The following is a 13,473-nucleotide window of genomic DNA, read 5'->3' as shown; positions in this document are numbered from 1 at the left end:
CCTGGAGAGCGCCGCGGCGGCCGTAGAATCACGCTCATCATGGCCTACCTCGACCACGCCGCCACGACCCCGATGCTGCCGGAGGCGGTCGAGGCGATGACCGCGCACCTCGCCGTCACGGGCAACGCATCCTCCCTCCACGCGGCCGGCCGCCGGGCCAGGCGCACGGTGGAGGAGTCCCGCGAATCCCTCGCCGCCGCGCTCGGCGCCCGCCCCAGCGAGATCGTCTTCACCGCGGGCGGCACCGAGGCCGACAACCTCGCGGTCAAGGGTCTGTACTGGGCCCGCCGCGACGCCGACCCCCGACGCACCCGGGTCCTCGCCAGCCCCGTCGAGCACCACGCCGTCCTCGACGCCGTCGACTGGCTCGCCACGCACGAGGGCGCCCGGGTCGAATGGCTCCCGGTCGACGCCTACGGGCGCGTCCACCCCGAGGCCCTGCGCGAGGCCATCGCCCGCGACCCCGGCGATGTGGCCCTCGCCACGGTGATGTGGGCCAACAACGAGGTCGGCACGATTTTCCCGGTCGTGGAACTCAGCGAGGTGGCACGGGAGTTCGAGGTCCCGCTGCACTCCGACGCCGTCCAGGCCCTGGGCCAGGTCGAGGTCGACTTCGCGGCGTCCGGGCTCGACGCGATGACCGTCACCGGGCACAAGGTCGGCGGCCCGTACGGGGTCGGCGCGCTGGTGCTCCGGCGCGAGGTCGGACCGGTCCCCATCCTCCACGGCGGGGGCCAGGAGCGCGGCGTACGCTCCGGCACGCTGGACGTGCCCGCGGTCGCCGCGTTCGCCGTCGCCGCGGCGCTGGCCGCGGAACGGCACGAGGACTTCGCGCGGGAGATCGGCGCCCTCCGCGACGACCTGGTCGTCCGGGTCCGCGAGGCGGTCCCCGAGGCCATCCTCAACGGCGACCCCACCTCCGGAGGCCGCCTCCCGGCCGGCGCCCACTTCTCCTTCCCCGGGTGCGAGGGCGACTCCCTGCTGATGCTGCTCGACGCCCAGGGCATCGAGTGCTCCACCGGGTCCGCGTGCACCGCGGGCGTCCCCCAGCCCAGCCACGTCCTCCTGGCCATGGGCGCCGACCCCGACCTCGCGCGGGGCTCCCTGCGGTTCTCCCTCGGGCACACCTCGACGGCCCAGGACGTCGTGGCCCTCGGCGAGGCCATCGGCCCCGCGGTGGCCCGCGCCCGCAGCGCGGGCCTGATGTGACGCCCTCGCCCGCGGCGCCCTCGCCCGCGGGCGCGACGCACCCGCATCCGCAGCGGTGACGTGCGCGCCGCAGAGCGCCGCGGCGGGCGCGACGCATCCGCATCCGCCCACGCACCGGCACCCGCACCCGCCCGCAAGGGCCCCGCGGTGACCGGCCCCGCAAGACCCCGCCGGGGCGCCGTACTCTAGGAGGCGCTATGACTGACTTCCCCGGTGCACCCACAGGCCCTGGCGACGGCCGTCGCCTCCGCGTGCTCGCCGCGATGAGCGGTGGCGTCGACTCGGCCGTGGCGGCCGCCCGCGCCGCCGAAGCGGGGCACGACGTCACGGGCGTGCACCTCGCCCTGTCCGCGAACCCGCAGTCCTTCCGCACCGGAGCCCGCGGCTGCTGCACGGTCGAGGACAGCCACGACGCCCGCCGCGCCGCGGACGTGATCGGCATCCCCTTCTACGTCTGGGACCTGGCCGACCGCTTCCGCGCCGATGTCGTCGACGACTTCGTCGCCGAGTACGCCGCCGGCCGCACCCCCAACCCCTGCCTGCGCTGCAACGAGAAGATCAAGTTCGCCGCGCTGCTCGACAAGGCGATCGCCCTCGGCTTCGACGCCGTGTGCACCGGCCACTACGCCACCGTCGTCGTCAACCCCGACGGCTCCCGCGAGCTGCACCGCGCCTCCGACGCCGCCAAGGACCAGTCCTACGTGCTCGGCGTCCTCGACGAGCGGCAGCTGGCGCACGCCATGTTCCCGCTCGGCGACACCCTCACCACCAAGGGCGAGATCCGGGCGGAGGCGGCGCGCCGCGGTCTGTCCGTCGCCAAGAAGCCCGACAGCCACGACATCTGCTTCATCGCGGACGGCGACACCCAGGGCTTCCTCGCGCGGCGCCTGGGAACCGCCGAGGGCGACATCCTCGACGAGGACGGCAAGCGCCTGGGCACCCACTCCGGCGCCTACGGCTACACCGTGGGCCAGCGCAAGGGCCTGCGCCTGGGCGTGCCCGCCGCCGACGGCAAGCCGCGCTACGTGCTCGACATCTCTCCGGTGAACAACACGGTCACCGTCGGCCCGGCCGAGGCGCTGGACGTCACGGCCCTGACCGCCATCCGCCCGCGCTGGTGCGGCACCGCGCCCGACGGCGCCGGGCCGCGTACGTACACCGCCCAGCTGCGCGCCCACGGCGACGACGTGCCCGTCACGGCCGAGCTGGCCGACGGGGAACTGCGCGTCCGTTTCACCGGCGGAGCCGTCCGCGGGGTCGCGCCGGGCCAGGCGGTCGTGCTCTACGACGGCACCCGCGTCGTCGGCTCGGCGACGATCGCCGCGACGGAGCGCAGCCCGCGCGCCGCCGCGAGCGCCTGACCTTCCGCACGCGGGCCACGGAACGGGCCGGGCGCCCCCTGCCCGGCTCCCGGCGGCATGCGCGAGACTGGCCCGCATGAACATCTGCGTCTTCCTCTCCGCCGCCGACCTCGAGCCCCGCTACACCGAACCGGCCCGCGAGTTCGCCGAGTTGATCGGCAAGGGCGGCCACACCCTGGTGTGGGGCGGCTCGGACGTGGGCCTGATGAAGGTGATGGCGGACGGGGTGCAGGAGCACGGCGGGCGCCTGGTCGGGGTCTCGGTGGAGTTCCTGGCGGCCAAGGCCCGCAAGGGCGCCGACGAGATGGTGATCGCGGCCGACCTGGCCGAGCGCAAGGCGGAGCTGCTGGCCCGCGCGGACGCCGTGGTGGTCATGGTGGGCGGCACCGGCACGCTGGACGAGGCGACGGAGATCCTGGAGCTGAAGAAGCACGGGCTGCACACCAAGCCGGTCGTCCTGCTCAACACGGCGGGCTTCTACAACGGGCTCAAGGAGCAGTTCCAGCGCATGGACGCGGAGGGCTTCCTGCCGCTGCCCCTCACCGACCTGGTGTTCTTCGCCGAGGACGGGGTCTCGGCGCTCGCCTACCTGGAGGAGAGCGCCGGCATCGTGTGAGCCGGCGGGGATGACAGCATGGGGCCCATGTCGATTCACCTGATCACCGGCGCGGGCTCCGGCATCGGCGCCGTCGTGGCGCAGCGCCTCCTCGAACGCGGCGACGAACTGTGGCTGCTGGCCCGCGACGCCGGACGCGCCAAGGAACTGGCCGGCCGCTTCCCGGGCGCGCGCACCCTCGTCGGCGACCTCGCGGAACCGGAGCGGCTCTCCTGGGCGCTGGGCCACCAGTCGCCGCCGGACCGGCTGGACTCCCTGCTGCACATCGCGGGCGTCGTGGACCTGGGGCAGGTGGGCGAGCTCACCCCGAAGACCTGGAACCGGACGCTCGCCGCCAACCTCGTCGCCCCCGCCGAGCTGACCCGCCTCGTCCTTCCCCAACTGCGGCTCTCCCGGGGCCACGTGGTCTTCGTCAACTCCGGCGCCGGGCTCAACGCGCACGCCGAGTGGGGCGCCTACGCGGCCAGCAAGCACGGCCTCAAGGCGCTCGCCGACTCCCTGCGCCAGGAGGAGCACGCGAACGGGGTGCGGGTCACCTCCGTCTACCCGGGCCGTACCGCCACGCCCATGCAGGCCAAGGTGCACCAGCAGGAGGGCAAGGCGTACGACCCCTCGCGCTGGATCGCCCCCGAGTCGGTCGCGACGGCGATCCTGACGGCGCTCGACCTGCCGCGGGACGCCGAGATCAACGACCTGACGATCCGGCCGGGAGCCTGACGGGCCCGCCGTCGTAGGCTGCACCGGTGAGCACGGAAGGTACCGAAGCGAAGTTCCGGCTGCCCGAAGGGGCGGCCACCGGTGTGGGGTCGATGCCGGGAGGTGACGCGCGCGAGGCGGCGCGGACGGCGACCGGGGCGCTCGAGGCGCTGCCGTTCCTGCCGGAGCTGCCCGCGCGCGGCCCGGGCGCCGACATGATCGGCCGCACCCTCGGGATGCTGGTCGAGCTGTACGCGCGGGTGGAGCCCAGCGGATGGCGGTTCGGCGACCGCCCCGGCCGGGACACCCGCCGGGCCGGTGCGTGGCTGGGGGAGGACCTGGACGCCCTGGAGGAGTTCACCCAGGGCTACGAGGGCCCCCTCAAGCTCCAGGCCGTCGGGCCGTGGACGCTCGCGGCCTCCGTCGAGCTGAAGAACGGCGAGGCGGCGCTCTCCGATCCCGGCGCCTGCCGCGACCTGGCCGCCTCGCTCGGCGAGGGACTGCGGCTGCACCTGGAGGACGTGCGCCGGCGCGTGCCCGGCGCACAGCCCGTGCTGCAGCTGGACGAGCCCTCGCTGACCGCCGTGCTCCAGGGCCGGGTCAGGTCCGCCAGCGGCTACCGCACGCACCGCGCGGTGGACCGGGGCGTCGTCGAGGGCGCGCTGCGGGACGTCATGGCGGCCGTCGGCGGCGGGGACGGCGTGCCCGTGATCGCGCACTCCTGCGCCCCGGAGGTGCCCTTCGCGCTGCTGCGCAGAGCCGGGGTGGCGGGAGTGTCGTTCGATTTCTCGCTGCTCACGGAGAGTGACTGGGACGCCTTCGGTGAGGCGGCCGAGGCGGGAACCGCGCTCTTCACCGGTGTCGTCCGGGGTACCGACGCCCCATTGTCGGACCCTGCGGGTAGCGTCAGTGGTGTTCGGGCGCTGTGGCGCAGGCTGGGGCTGTCGCCGGGGGATCTGGGCACCTCCGTGGCGGTGACCCCGTCCTGCGGACTGGCGGGGGCCTCGCCGGCCTATGCCCGTGCCGCGCTCGTGCACTGCGCGAAGGCGGCACGCTCGCTCGTCGACAACCCTGAGTGAGGATGGGATGAGGAAGGACGTGGACGTGGAGGACTCCGTGATCCCCGAGGGCGCCAGGAACGAGGACGTGCCGGCGCCGGCGCGCGAGCTGCACGCCTCCCTGGCCGAGCAGGTCGAGGAGCACCGCTTCCGCTACTACGTCAAGGACCAGCCGGTCATCAGCGACGCCGACTTCGACAAGCTGCTGCGGCGGCTGGAGGAGCTGGAGAACGAGCACCCGTCGCTGCGCACGCCGGACTCGCCGACCCAGAAGGTGTCCGGCGCCTACGCGACGGAGTTCACCTCCGTCGAGCACCGCGAGCGCATGCTCTCCCTCGACAACGCCTTCACCGAGGAGGAGCTGAACGCCTGGGCCGACCGCCTCGCCGCGGAGCTGGGCCCCCCGGCGGGAGAGGGCGGCACCTACCACTTCCTGTGCGAGCTGAAGGTCGACGGCCTCGCTGTCAACCTCACGTACGAGAACGGCCGCCTGGTACGCGGCGCCACGCGTGGCGACGGCCGCACCGGCGAGGACATCACGCCCAACGTCCGCACGATCGCCGAGATCCCGGACCGGCTGGCGGGGGAGCGCGTCCCCGCGCTGGTCGAGATCCGCGGTGAGGTCTTCTTCCCCATGGAGAAGTTCGAGGAGCTCAACGCGCGCCTGGTCGAGGCGGGCGACAAGCCCTTCGCCAACCCGCGCAACGCCGCCGCCGGCAGCCTGCGGCAGAAGGACCCCCGGGTCACCGCGAGCCGCCCGCTGCACATGGTGGTGCACGGCATCGGCGCCCGCGAGGGCTTCACCATCGACTGCCAGTCGCACGCCTACGAGCTGCTGCACGAGTGGGGCCTGCCCACCACGAGGTACGCCCGCGTGGTCGGCACGCTCGCCGAGGTCAAGGAGGCCATCGCCTACTACGGCGAGCACCGCCACGACGTCGAGCACGAGATCGACGGCATCGTCGTCAAGGTCGACGAGATCCCGCTGCAGGGCCGGCTCGGCTCCACCGCCCGCGCGCCGCGCTGGGCCATCGCGTGGAAGTACGCGCCGGAGGAGGTCAACACCAAGCTGGTCGACATCCGGGTCGGCGTGGGCCGCACGGGCCGTGTGACGCCGTACGCGGTGGTCGAGCCGGTCACGGTGGCCGGCTCCGAGGTCGAGTTCGCCACCCTGCACAACCAGGACGTGGTCAAGGCCAAGGGCGTGCTCATCGGCGACACCGTCGTGCTGCGCAAGGCCGGTGACGTCATCCCGGAGATCCTCGGCCCGGTCGTCGACCTGCGGGACGGCGGCGAGCGCGCGTTCGTGATGCCCGCCCAGTGCCCCGAGTGCGGCACCCCGCTGCGGCCGATGAAGGAGGGGGACATCGACCTGCGCTGCCCCAACGCGCGGGGCTGCCCGGCGCAGATCCGGGAGCGGGTCTTCTATCTGACCGGCCGCAAGTGCCTGGACATCGAGAACTTCGGCTATGTCGCCGCGGCCGCGCTCACCCGGCCGCTGGAGCCCGCCGAGCCGCCGCTGCGCGACGAGGGCGACCTGTTCGACCTCACCCCCGAGGAACTGCTGCCGATCCGCGCCCATGTTCTCGACCAGAACACCGGCCTGCCCAAGCGCGACCCGGAGACGGGTCAGGAGAAGGTCGTCTCGGTCTTCGCCAACCAGCAGGGCGAGCTGAAGAAGAACGCGGCGGCCATGCTGGAGAACATCCAGAAGGCCAAGGAGCAGCCGCTCGCCCGGATCATCGCGGGCCTGTCGATCCGTCACGTGGGCCCGGTCGCCGCCGAGGCCCTGGCCCGCGAGTTCCGCGACCTGGACGCCGTCTTCGCCGCCGACGAGCAGCGCCTGGCGGGCGTCGACGGCGTCGGCGGGATCATCGCCGCCTCCCTCAAGCAGTGGTACGAGGAGGAGTGGCACCGCGAGATCCTCCGCAAGTGGAAGGCGGCCGGGGTCCGCTTCACCGAGGAGGGCTCCGACGAGGGGCCGCGTCCGCTGGAGGGCCTCACCGTCGTCGTCACCGGCACCCTCGCCACCCACACCCGGGACGGCGCGAAGGAGGCGCTCGTGAGCCGCGGCGCCAAGGTCACCGGATCGGTCTCCAAGAAGACCGACTTCGTGGTCGTCGGCGACAGCCCGGGCTCCAAGTACGACAAGGCGGTGCAGCTGAAGGTGCCGATCCTGGACGAGGACGGGTTCGCCGTGCTGCTCGGGCAGGGCGCGGACGCGGCCCGGGAGGCGGCCGTGAACCCGGAGGGCTGACACCCCATCATCACCCTTTCGGCCCATAGGGGAACGATCCGGGAGGGTGGGATCCATTCCGGGCAACAGCAGCCGATCGGTGCCCGTGACAGCCTTTATCGGCCTACTGTTGAGAGGCGCGCCTTCCGGGCATGGGCCCTCCAGCAGCCCGGCGGTCAATGCCTCGGGCAAGGGCGTGTGGTGGAACGGCACACGCGGCTGCGAGAGGGTACGGGCATGGAACCGACGGACAGCGCCGGACCGGCGCGGCGGCTGCTCGGACCGGCCGCGCCGGTGCTGCCCGCGGCGGCACTCAGGTACTCGGTCGTGGGCGCCGCCGCGGCGGCCCTGGCGGTGGGCGTCGTCCGGATACTCGTGGACGGCAACGCCTTCTTCCCCGGCGGCGACGCCGGCTGGGCGTTCGCCGTGCTCACCGGCATCATCGTCGGGCATCTGGTCGCCATGGGCCGGGACCGCTGGTGGGGCGGCACGGGCTCCGGCGCCGCGCTGACCCTCGCCGTGCTGCTGCTCTACGGCTGGGTGCCCGCGGTACTGGTCAGCCTGGCCGTCGTCGTCCTGGTCGGCGCGGCCCGCCGGCACCGCTGGCGCGAGGCGCTGCTGCACGGCGCCGTGGACATCCTCGGCATCGGCGCGGCCTCGCTCGCGCTCTCCGTCTTCGGCACCCACCCGTCCGTCGAGCAGCCCTGGCAACCCGCCACGTGGGGGGTGGCCGCCGTCCCCGCGGTGCTCGCCGCCGCACTCGGCTACCTGGCCGCGACCCGCACCCTCCTGTGGTACGCGATCGTGCCGCGCGCCGGAGCACTGCCCACCGTGGCCCGCACCGCGCTGATACGCCAGGGCTTCGTCGGCGTCGCACTGCTCGGCATCTCTCCGCTGATCATCATCGTCGCGGCCGATCTGCCCCTGCTGCTGCCGCTGTTCGCCGTGCCCCTGATCGCACTCGACTCCACGCTCTGGATCGCGCACGCCCGCGCCGAGGAGCAACTGCGCGACCCGCTCACCGGACTGCCCAACCGTCAGTGGCTGCTGGAGCGCACCTGGACCGCGCTGGACGACGCCGCCCGCAGCGGCGAGCGCGCCGCGCTGGTCCTGATCGACCTCGACAAGTTCCGCTCCGTCAACGACACCCTCGGCCACATGGCCGGCGACCGGCTGCTGCTGCAGATCGCCGACCGCCTGCGGCTCGCCCTGCCGCGCGGCGCCGAGGTCGCCCGGCTCGGCGGCGACGAGTTCGCCGTCCTGCTCCCCACCTGCGACGCACCGACCCGCGCCCAGCGCATCGCCAGGGCCCTGGTCGCCGCCCTGAGTTCGCCGTTAAGTCTCGACGGCCTGACCCTGGTCCTCGAGGCCAGCGCCGGGGTCGCCGTCTACCCCGATCACGCCGACGACGCCGAGGGCCTGCTGCGCCGCGCCGACGTCGCGATGTACCAGGCGAAACGTGACCGCAGCGGCGTCGAGGTCTATGAGTCCTCCCGCGACGGCAACACCCCCGACCGCCTGGGCCTTCTCGGTGACCTGCGCCGCGCGCTGGACCGCGGCGAGGTCGAGCTGCACTACCAGCCGAAGGTCCGCTTCGACGGGCAGGTCGCCGGGCTGGAGGCGCTGGTCCGCTGGGTGCACCCCGAGCGCGGCCGGGTCAGCCCCGAGGAGTTCATCGCGATCGCCGAGACCTCCGGGCTCATGCCGCAGCTCACCGAGTACGTCCTGGAGACCGCACTCGGGCAGGTCGCCCGGTGGCGGGCGATGGGGCTCGACGTCCCCGTCGCCGTCAACGTCTCGCCCCGCGACGTCCACTCGCCCGGCTTCGCCGGGGCCGTCGCCGCCCGCCTGGCCCGGCACGGGGTCCCGCCGGGGGCACTGCAGCTGGAGATCACCGAGCACGTGCTGCTGGAGGACCCGCAGCGCGCCGCCGACACCATGGCCGGGCTGACCGGGCACGGGGTGAAGATGTCGCTGGACGACTTCGGCACCGGCTACTCCTCCCTGGTGCATCTGCGGCGGCTTCCGGTCAGCGAGCTGAAGATCGACCGCTCGTTCGTGGCACGGCTGTCCGTCGACGCCGAGGACGCGGAGATCGTGCGCTGCACGGTCGACCTCGCCCACTCCCTCGGCCTCCTCGTCGTGGCGGAGGGCGTCGAGGACGACGAGACGTGGGAGCGCCTGCGGGACCTGGGCTGCGACGCCATCCAGGGCTGGCTCGTCGCCGCCGCGATGCCCCCGGAGGAGACCACGGCCTGGCTGCGGCTGCGCGGCCGTTCCGGTTGGCGCCGGCCGGCGGAGCTGGAGGCCGCGAAGGAGCGGGCCGCCGTCCCCGACGCGCAGTAACGTTTGCGGGCCTGCGACCTGCGGGCCCGCACCCGCCGCGCGGTGTCGTGGGCGCCCCGTGGAGCCCACCCGCCCGGCGGCACCGCGCGCCCGGCAGGCCCCGTCCCGGCGCACCCCGGCCGGGCGAAGTGCAAACCGTTTCGCCCCCGGGGCGCCCGCGCCCATAGGATTGGGCGCGAAAAGACCAAACTCACCCCCAGAGGATCGCTGCATGCCAGGCATCACGCGCGAGGAGGTCGCCCACCTCGGCCGGCTGTCGCGTCTGGAGCTGAAGGACGAAGAGCTCGACCACTTCGCCGGACAGCTCGACGCCATCATCGGCGCGGTCGCCCGCGTCTCCGAGGTGGCCGGCGAGGACGTACCGCCGACCTCCCACCCGCTGCCGCTGACGAACGTCATGCGCCCTGACGAGGTCAGGCCCAGCCTGACCCCGGCGGAGGCGCTGTCCGGCGCACCCGCCCAGGAGCAGCAGCGCTTCAAGGTGCCGCAGATCCTGGGGGAGGACTGATCACGATGACCGATCTGACCAGGCTCACCGCCGCGCAGACCGCGGCCGCCGTCGCCTCCGGCGAGACGTCCGCCGTCGAGGTCGCCCAGGCCCACCTCGACCGCATCGGCGCGGTCGACGAGAAGGTCCACGCCTTCCTGCACGTCGACACCGAGGGCGCCCTGAAGGCCGCCAAGGCCGTCGACGACAAGCGTGCCGCCGGCGAGAAGCTCGGCCCGCTCGCGGGCGTCCCGCTGGCGCTGAAGGACATCTTCACCACCAAGGGCATCCCGACGACCGTCGGCTCCAAGATCCTCGAGGGCTGGATCCCGCCGTACGACGCGACGCTGACCGCACGCCTCAAGCAGGCCGGCATCGTCATCCTCGGCAAGACCAACATGGACGAGTTCGCCATGGGGTCCTCCACCGAGAACAGCGCCTACGGCCCGACCGGCAACCCGTGGGACCTCACCCGGATCCCCGGCGGCTCCGGCGGCGGTTCCTCCGCCGCCCTTGCCTCCTTCCAGGCCCCGCTCGCCATCGGCACCGACACCGGCGGCTCCATCCGCCAGCCGGCCGCCGTCACCGGCACGGTCGGCGTCAAGCCCACCTACGGCGGCGTCTCCCGCTACGGCATGGTCGCCTTCAGCTCCTCGCTGGACCAGGGCGGCCCCTGCGCCCGCACCGTGCTGGACGCGGCGCTGCTGCACGAGGTCATCGCGGGCTACGACCCGATGGACTCCACCTCCATCGACGCCCCCGTCCCGCCGGTCGTCGAGGCCGCGCGCAACGGCAACGTCAAGGGCCTGCGGGTCGGCGTCATCAAGGAGTTCGCGGGCGAGGGCTACCAGCCCGGCGTCATGGAGCGGTTCAACGAGTCCGTCGAGCTGCTGCGCGAGCTCGGCGCCGAGGTCGTCGAGCTGTCCTGCCCGTCCTTCGAGTACGCGCTCGCCGCGTACTACCTGATCGCGCCGTCCGAGTGCTCGTCCAACCTGGCCCGCTTCGACGGGCTGCGTTACGGCCTGCGGGTCGGCGACGACGGCACCCGCAGCGCCGAGGACGTCACCGCCCTCACCCGCGAGGCCGGTTTCGGCCCCGAGGTCAAGCGCCGCATCATGCTGGGCACGTACGCGCTGAGCTCCGGCTACTACGACGCGTACTACGGCAGCGCGCAGAAGGTCCGCACCCTGATCTCGCGTGACTTCGAGCGCTCCTTCCAGCAGGTCGACGTGGTGATCTCGCCGACCACCCCCACCACCGCGTTCCCGATCGGCGAGCGCGCGGACGACCCGATGGCGATGTACCTCGCCGACCTGTGCACCATCCCGGCCAACCTGGCGGGAAACGCGGCCATGTCCGTGCCCTGCGGCCTCGCTTCCGAGGACGGGCTCCCGGTCGGTCTGCAGATCATCGCCCCGGCCATGGCCGACGACCGCCTCTACCGTGTCGGTGCGGCCGTCGAGTCGGCGTTCACCGCACGCTGGGGCCACCCGCTGCTGGAGGAGGCACCGATCCTGTGAGCAAGCTCGAGAAGGCCAAGGGTTTCAAGAAGAGCAAGTCCGGAACCTACCTGTCGATCGGCACGACGCTCTTCGGCGCGGTCGGTGTGGCACGGCAGATGAAGCGGGGCCGCGCGGAGAGCGACACGCTGCTGCTGATCGACGCGGTGGTCAGCGCCGCGGCGATCGCCACCGGCGTCGCCCTGCTGCTCCGCCAGCTGCGCCGGCTCGGCGACGACGACGTGTTGTCGTCCTGACGGGGAACTGAGAGGTATCAAGACTGTGACCGTCACGGACCTGGTGTCGTACGAGGACGCGCTCGCGTCCTATGACCCGGTGATGGGCCTCGAGGTCCACGTCGAGCTCGGCACCAAGACGAAGATGTTCTGCGGCTGCTCGACGACACTCGGCGCCGAGCCCAACAGCCAGGTGTGCCCGGTGTGCCTGGGCATGCCCGGCGCGCTGCCGGCCGTCAACGCGGCCGGCGTCGAGTCGGCCATCAAGATCGGCCTCGCGCTCAACTGCGAGATCGCTCAGTGGTGCCGCTTCGCCCGGAAGAACTACTTCTATCCGGACATGCCGAAGAACTTCCAGACCTCCCAGTACGACGAGCCGATCGCCTTCAACGGCTATCTGGACGTCCAGCTGGAGGACGGCGAGGTCTTCCGTGTGGAGATCGAGCGCGCCCACATGGAGGAGGACACCGGCAAGTCCACGCACGTGGGCGGCGCCACCGGCCGAATCCACGGCGCCTCGCACTCGCTGCTGGACTACAACCGGGCCGGCATCCCGCTGATCGAGATCGTCACCAAGCCGATCGAGGGCGCCGGTGAGCGCGCGCCCGAGGTCGCCAAGGCGTACGTGACCGAGCTGCGCGAGCTGATCAAGGCGCTGGGCGTCTCCGAGGCCCGTATGGAGATGGGCCAGATGCGCTGCGACGTCAACCTGTCGCTGCGCCCCGTCGGCCGGGAGAAGTTCGGCACCCGCAGCGAGACCAAGAACGTGAACTCGCTGCGCAGCGTCGAGCGGGCCGTCCGCTTCGAGATCCAGCGGCACGGGGCCGTGCTCTCCTCGGGCGGCACGATCGTCCAGGAGACCCGGCACTTCCACGAGGACACCGGCTCCACCACCTCCGGCCGCATCAAGGAGGAGGCGGAGGACTACCGGTACTTCCCGGAGCCCGACCTCGTCCCCGTCGCCCCGGCCCGCGAGTGGGTCGAGGAGCTGCGGGCCGGTCTGCCCGAGCTCCCGCGGGTGCGCCGCGGGCGTCTGCAGAAGGACTGGGGCATCTCCGACCACGAGATGCAGTCGGTGCTCAACGCCGGCGCGATCGACCTGATCGTCGCCACCATGGAGGCGGGCGCCGACGCGGCCGCCGCACGCAAGTGGTGGATGGGCGAGCTGGCCCGCCGTTCCAACGAGGACGGCGTGGAACTGGGCGCCCTGCCCATCACCCCGGCCCAGGTGGCCCGGGTGGCGGCGCTGGTGGCCGAGGGCTCGCTCAACGACAAGCTGGCCCGCCAGGTCATCGAGGGCGTGCTGGCCGGTGAGGGCGAGCCGGACGAGGTCGTGGACAAGCGCGGCCTGAAGGTCGTCTCGGACGAGGGCGCGCTCGGCGCGGCCGTCGACGAGGCCATCGCGGCCAACGCCGCCGTCGCCGACAAGATCCGCGGTGGCAACCTCGCGGCGGCGGGCGCGCTCATCGGCGCCGTCATGAAGATCACCCGCGGCCAGGCCGACGCCAAGCGCGTGCGCGAGCTCGTGCTGGAGAAGCTGGGCGTACAGGGCTGATCCGAAGCGGCCGTCACAGCAGGTCGGCACTGAAGGGGCGGGCTCCCGGCCGGGGGCCCGCCCCTTCCGCGTCGTCGCGGGTCGGCCGCTTGTAAGGGCGAGATAAATTCCCCTCACGGAGTGTGATTCGGCGCACGAACGCGGCCAACGATCTTTTCTTCCTGGTTCAGTCGA

At 73.0% G+C, this 13,473-nt stretch carries 11 protein-coding genes; all 11 read left to right on the top strand.

Translation table 11 applies throughout. The features are described 5' to 3' along the window. Window positions 1–39 precede the first annotated feature (39 nt). Window positions 40–1,209 (top strand): cysteine desulfurase family protein, encoded by a 1,170-nt coding sequence (locus tag B085_RS0135855; protein ID WP_018563418.1) that lies wholly within the window; start codon window positions 40–42, stop codon window positions 1,207–1,209. Between the two features lie 197 nt (window positions 1,210–1,406). Continuing rightward, entirely contained in the window at window positions 1,407–2,570 is a 1,164-nt protein-coding gene (gene mnmA, locus B085_RS0135850) for a tRNA 2-thiouridine(34) synthase MnmA (RefSeq protein ID WP_026251794.1), read from the top strand. A gap of 76 nt (window positions 2,571–2,646) precedes the next feature. Continuing rightward, window positions 2,647–3,186, top strand: a complete 540-nt coding sequence (locus B085_RS0135845) for a TIGR00730 family Rossman fold protein (RefSeq protein ID WP_018563416.1) — start codon at window positions 2,647–2,649, stop codon at window positions 3,184–3,186. A 27-nt stretch (window positions 3,187–3,213) separates the two neighbouring features. Continuing rightward, window positions 3,214–3,903 (top strand): SDR family oxidoreductase, encoded by a 690-nt coding sequence (locus B085_RS0135840; protein ID WP_018563415.1) that lies wholly within the window; start codon window positions 3,214–3,216, stop codon window positions 3,901–3,903. A 92-nt stretch (window positions 3,904–3,995) separates the two neighbouring features. Next, window positions 3,996–4,961, top strand: a complete 966-nt coding sequence (locus B085_RS0135835) for a methionine synthase (protein ID WP_051102256.1) — start codon at window positions 3,996–3,998, stop codon at window positions 4,959–4,961. 7 nt (window positions 4,962–4,968) lie between these two features. After that, window positions 4,969–7,197, top strand: a complete 2,229-nt coding sequence (ligA, locus tag B085_RS0135830; protein ID WP_018563413.1) for an NAD-dependent DNA ligase LigA — start codon at window positions 4,969–4,971, stop codon at window positions 7,195–7,197. A 216-nt stretch (window positions 7,198–7,413) separates the two neighbouring features. Continuing rightward, entirely contained in the window at window positions 7,414–9,522 is a 2,109-nt protein-coding gene (locus B085_RS0135825; protein ID WP_018563412.1) for a putative bifunctional diguanylate cyclase/phosphodiesterase, read from the top strand. A gap of 211 nt (window positions 9,523–9,733) precedes the next feature. Then, a complete protein-coding gene (gene gatC, locus B085_RS0135820) occupies window positions 9,734–10,030 on the top strand; it encodes an Asp-tRNA(Asn)/Glu-tRNA(Gln) amidotransferase subunit GatC (RefSeq protein ID WP_018563411.1) in 297 nt (98 codons plus the stop codon). Between the two features lie 5 nt (window positions 10,031–10,035). Then, window positions 10,036–11,529 carry an Asp-tRNA(Asn)/Glu-tRNA(Gln) amidotransferase subunit GatA gene (gene gatA / locus B085_RS0135815; RefSeq protein ID WP_018563410.1) on the top strand — a complete coding sequence of 498 codons (1,494 nt, stop codon included), beginning with the start codon at window positions 10,036–10,038 and terminating at the stop codon, window positions 11,527–11,529. Then, window positions 11,526–11,765, top strand: coding sequence for a hypothetical protein (locus B085_RS0135810; protein WP_018563409.1), 240 nt, complete (start codon window positions 11,526–11,528; stop codon window positions 11,763–11,765). The genes gatA and B085_RS0135810 overlap by 4 nt, the downstream gene beginning before the upstream one ends. 25 nt (window positions 11,766–11,790) lie before the next feature. Next, window positions 11,791–13,299: an Asp-tRNA(Asn)/Glu-tRNA(Gln) amidotransferase subunit GatB gene (gene gatB, locus B085_RS0135805; RefSeq protein WP_018563408.1), complete on the top strand. Its 1,509-nt coding sequence runs from the start codon at window positions 11,791–11,793 to the stop codon at window positions 13,297–13,299. Window positions 13,300–13,473: the final 174 nt, after the last annotated feature.

Source organism: Streptomyces sp. BoleA5, assembly GCF_000373665.1.
Classification (GTDB): Bacteria; Actinomycetota; Actinomycetes; order Streptomycetales; family Streptomycetaceae; genus Actinacidiphila.
Note: the sequence above shows the minus strand (reverse complement) of the source record. Positions and strands in the feature narration are given on the sequence as shown.

Excerpts from the sequence above, each read along its gene's own strand:
- B085_RS0135855 (WP_018563418.1), top strand. The coding sequence starts at position 40 with ATGGCCTACCTCGACCACGCCGCCACGACCCCGATGCTGCCGGAGGCG.
- mnmA (WP_026251794.1), top strand. The coding sequence starts at position 1,407 with ATGACTGACTTCCCCGGTGCACCCACAGGCCCTGGCGACGGCCGTCGC.
- B085_RS0135845 (WP_018563416.1), top strand. The coding sequence starts at position 2,647 with ATGAACATCTGCGTCTTCCTCTCCGCCGCCGACCTCGAGCCCCGCTAC.
- B085_RS0135840 (WP_018563415.1), top strand. The coding sequence starts at position 3,214 with ATGTCGATTCACCTGATCACCGGCGCGGGCTCCGGCATCGGCGCCGTC.
- B085_RS0135835 (WP_051102256.1), top strand. The coding sequence starts at position 3,996 with ATGCCGGGAGGTGACGCGCGCGAGGCGGCGCGGACGGCGACCGGGGCG.
- ligA (WP_018563413.1), top strand. The coding sequence starts at position 4,969 with ATGAGGAAGGACGTGGACGTGGAGGACTCCGTGATCCCCGAGGGCGCC.
- B085_RS0135825 (WP_018563412.1), top strand. The coding sequence starts at position 7,414 with ATGGAACCGACGGACAGCGCCGGACCGGCGCGGCGGCTGCTCGGACCG.
- gatC (WP_018563411.1), top strand. The coding sequence starts at position 9,734 with ATGCCAGGCATCACGCGCGAGGAGGTCGCCCACCTCGGCCGGCTGTCG.
- gatA (WP_018563410.1), top strand. The coding sequence starts at position 10,036 with ATGACCGATCTGACCAGGCTCACCGCCGCGCAGACCGCGGCCGCCGTC.